General features: G+C 32.0%; 2 protein-coding genes and 1 pseudogene. All 3 read right to left on the bottom strand.

From position 1 onward, the window contains the following. Positions 1 to 22 precede the first annotated feature (22 nt). A pseudogene (locus FC65_RS09605) lies at positions 23 to 613 on the bottom strand (CDP-glycerol glycerophosphotransferase family protein); the annotation flags it as partial. Beyond that, complete coding sequence (locus FC65_RS09600) at positions 603 to 1,787, bottom strand: CDP-glycerol glycerophosphotransferase family protein (RefSeq protein ID WP_056972507.1); 1,185 nt, start codon at positions 1,785 to 1,787, stop codon at positions 603 to 605. The gene FC65_RS09600 and the pseudogene FC65_RS09605, both read right to left, overlap by 11 nt. Before the next feature lie 19 nt (positions 1,788 to 1,806). Continuing rightward, the gene (locus tag FC65_RS09595; protein ID WP_056972506.1) at positions 1,807 to 3,414 is read right to left on the bottom strand and encodes a CDP-glycerol glycerophosphotransferase family protein; all 1,608 of its coding nucleotides are present in this window, start codon (positions 3,412 to 3,414) and stop codon (positions 1,807 to 1,809) included. Between the last annotated feature and the right edge of the window lie 72 nt (positions 3,415 to 3,486).

Raw genomic sequence — 3,486 nt, 5'->3', positions numbered from 1 at the left:
TATTTCTAACTTAATTTTACAAACGACGTTTCAAAATTGGATACTTTTTTAATAATCTATTTTTAGTTTTTTCAACAAAAGTCGAATGGAAAATTTTATCATTGTTAGGTATTCCAGTTACCATTACATTTTCTTCAGGTAGATTAAATGCCCTGGCATAAATTGGTTTAAAAAATTCTGAGTTTGCGATCACATAATCATAATTATGAATAACATAATCACGAGAAACATCATTACCAAACTGCTTCATCGCTCCAGTTGCATGCCACAATTGCAAAACTTTAACCTGCTTTTTGTGAGGAAATCTTGAAACAACAAAGTTATTATAGTCAATAATAACTAAGTGAGAACTCTGTATCAAAAATAGCTGGCGAATGCAAGCAAACCCATACTTTATATTCCCCCACAAAGTAGGTTCAAATTTAAATAAAACTGTCTTTAAATCGTATTCTGAGTTTCGTTGCAAGTGTTCATAAAGTAATTTAAAGTCCTTAGATAAGTTCGCATGCTCTAAGGAAATAAAAGTTATTCGGTTACGCTGAACCTTAAACAATAGTGAGAAAGGATAGAATAAGCCTAAAATAGTCGTTAAAATGATTGACTTAAGTTTCATTAAATACCCTCCCTACTATTTTTTGACTAGCATGCCCATCATTACAAATATTAAATCTTTCATTGAACTTCGTTAGCCTATCATAATCAAAATCAGCATGCTTAATTTTTTCCAGCAATCCTTCTTCTGTTTTATCAATATCATTTGGTAGATCCTCGGGAACATTTAAATAAAAGCCCCGCAGCTCATTCTCATATTCATCAAAATCATACATGTAAAAGTAAATAGGTCGATTAAGAACACCATAATCAAAAAACACACTTGAGTAGTCTGTAACCAAAATATCACTCATCAAGTATGCATCGTTAATGTCAGCATTTGCATCCATAACAAACACAAAATCCGTTAAACCTTTTGGTACTTGATAATGGTTAGAAATTAAATAATGTGGTTTAAAAAGGACCACGTAGTCTTCAGACAAGTATGTTTTCCATCGATTGAAATCAACTTTAAGTTCGAATGTGTATCCACCCAATTCAAACGAATTATCCCGCCAAGTTGGAGCATATAGCACAACTTTTTTATCCAGTGGTATCCCATACCTTTTCTTTAATCCCACAATCGTAGTATTGCCAGTATTAACTAAGCAGTCGACCCTTGGATAACCAAACTCAAGTATCTGCTCTTGAGGAACGGTAAACGCACTAGAAAAAGCAGAGCTAGAAAAAGAATTCGGAGATATTAAATAATCCCAATGGTTCATATCATGATCGTAGCTTTTGACCATTTGTGCATAGCTTTGCCGACTGCGATAATATGTTGACCCATTATCCTCAATATCATGCCCTAAATGTTTTAAAGGTGTCCCATGCCAAGTTTGTAAATAAATTTGTGTTGGCTTTTTATAATAATATGGTGCCATTTTAGAGTTAAAGACCCAATACTTTGCTTTAGCAAGCCAATAATAATAGGCAATTGAATTAAATTTAATTGATTTTGCGTTTTCGATCGGACGCGCCTTTTTAAATGCCCAAATAAAGCGATAATCAGCAAATCTTTCGTCATTACACATATACTCAAATAAATAGCGTGGATTATCTGAATAGGCTTTTCCGCCAAAAGAAACAAACAGTACAACTTTAGGATCAACTCTGACAAAAAGCGCAAGCAAGCGAACAAAGAAAGCGAGAATATATCTTAATAGATATATTTTTATGTAACCTAAAAATTTCATATTCCCCCCCCTATATTGACTAATGTCTAGATTTCAAAAAATGCCTCTTATACAATGGCATGAATTGATAACTACTTTCCCACTGACCAATTGAATCACAAATTCTTTTAGAATTATCTTGATCAGTATAAGCAAAATATTTATGTTGAAAACTTGCTAAATTTATCTCTTCTTTCTGCCGTAAAAATACTGCGATCCTATCTAATAAAGCGCGAGGATCTTTAATTACGATGTCTTTTAAATCAGTTTCAAAATTCAAATAGCTGCCTTGTGTCTGCAAATAATCCTCTTGGTCAAACTGAAACAAAAGAGCTGGACATCCATAGTACAAAGCGTCCCATACGATACTACTATAATCAGTAATTAATAGCTCACTGGTTTTAAGTTCCTTATCAAGAGGAACCTCACTTTGATGAAAAACTTTGACACTTTCATCATCGGATATAAAATACTTTTCAAAACGAACAAACTTAGGATGTAACATAAAATGTAATTCATAGCCATTTTGATGCAAAATATGTTTAATTTTATCTGAATGGATCAAACTACAGTATGAACGATAAAAATTACTTTGAAGAAACTGCTCATCTGTCAAGAGCTCTAATTGAGCCCTCCAAGTAGGCATAACAAAAATCTTTTTTTCTTTTGTAACATTCTTAAAATTGTCCCATCGAGATAGACCAGTAACTGCTACATCTTTATCCTGATATCCAAGAAAATTCATCACAATATTCTTTTCAATTTCGGAACTAGTTATAAATAAATCTGCATGGTTTAAACGATTGTTTGCAAAAAAAGTTTTATCAACCTGCTTTAATCCCAAAACCCCATGCTGTAGGAAAACAAAAGGTTTCCGATTTAAACAATACCTAGCAATACTTTGATTATGTCGCCAAGCATAAACATGACCCTTAGATTCAGATGCAATAAAGTATTTCGAAACTATAATAAGTAACAAATGTTTAATACTCATAAAATAAACTATATTCTTTTGATATGGTCGCACGTTGTTAATATCCGGAGAATTTTTCGTGATAACATAGAATAATTTGTTATTATTTTCGTGTTTCTGTACATATGTAAAATAATAAAAAGAATTATCACGTGCGTAGTTGGAAAACTTTTCATAAGTTAACTTTGAATCTTTGTAATACCAGTAAACAAACGGCACTAACAAGCATGCGATCATCTCTTTAAGTCGATATTTTAAACTATCATACTGATCCGATTCTCGAACTTGAAACGCTAAATAACCACCAACTGCAAAATATTCGGTGATTAAATATTCTTGGTTAAAGTGTTGAACTTTTTGATGTTTCAGATTTAATAGGTTAATGAAACGGCGTTGCCAGCGAGATTTAGTTCTGATCCTATCCTGAATGAAATCGCCTGACATTTTTATATATTCCAAATATGCATCATAATATATATTTGTTGGCGAAAAAGTTTCAGCAGGAATATGAAAAACAACCTCATTTTTGCTTAATTTCTGAGGTTTTATTCTAAATGAACAACTTTCGTCTTTTCTGCTCTTTAAATATAAAATGGGGCTTTCAAAGCTACTGTTTATTTTGAATTCAACGTAATTATTTATATTTTTTATGCTACTAACTTTTATCTCGCTCATTTTTACTACCGTCCCCTCGCTAACGTAATCCTATATAAAAATTGGCTCTTTGTCAAATCCTGTTGATGAATA

It is taken from the genome of Ligilactobacillus acidipiscis DSM 15836, from assembly GCF_001435755.1.
In the GTDB taxonomy this organism is placed as follows: Bacteria; Bacillota; Bacilli; order Lactobacillales; family Lactobacillaceae; genus Ligilactobacillus; species Ligilactobacillus acidipiscis.
Note: the sequence above shows the minus strand (reverse complement) of the source record. Positions and strands in the feature narration are given on the sequence as shown.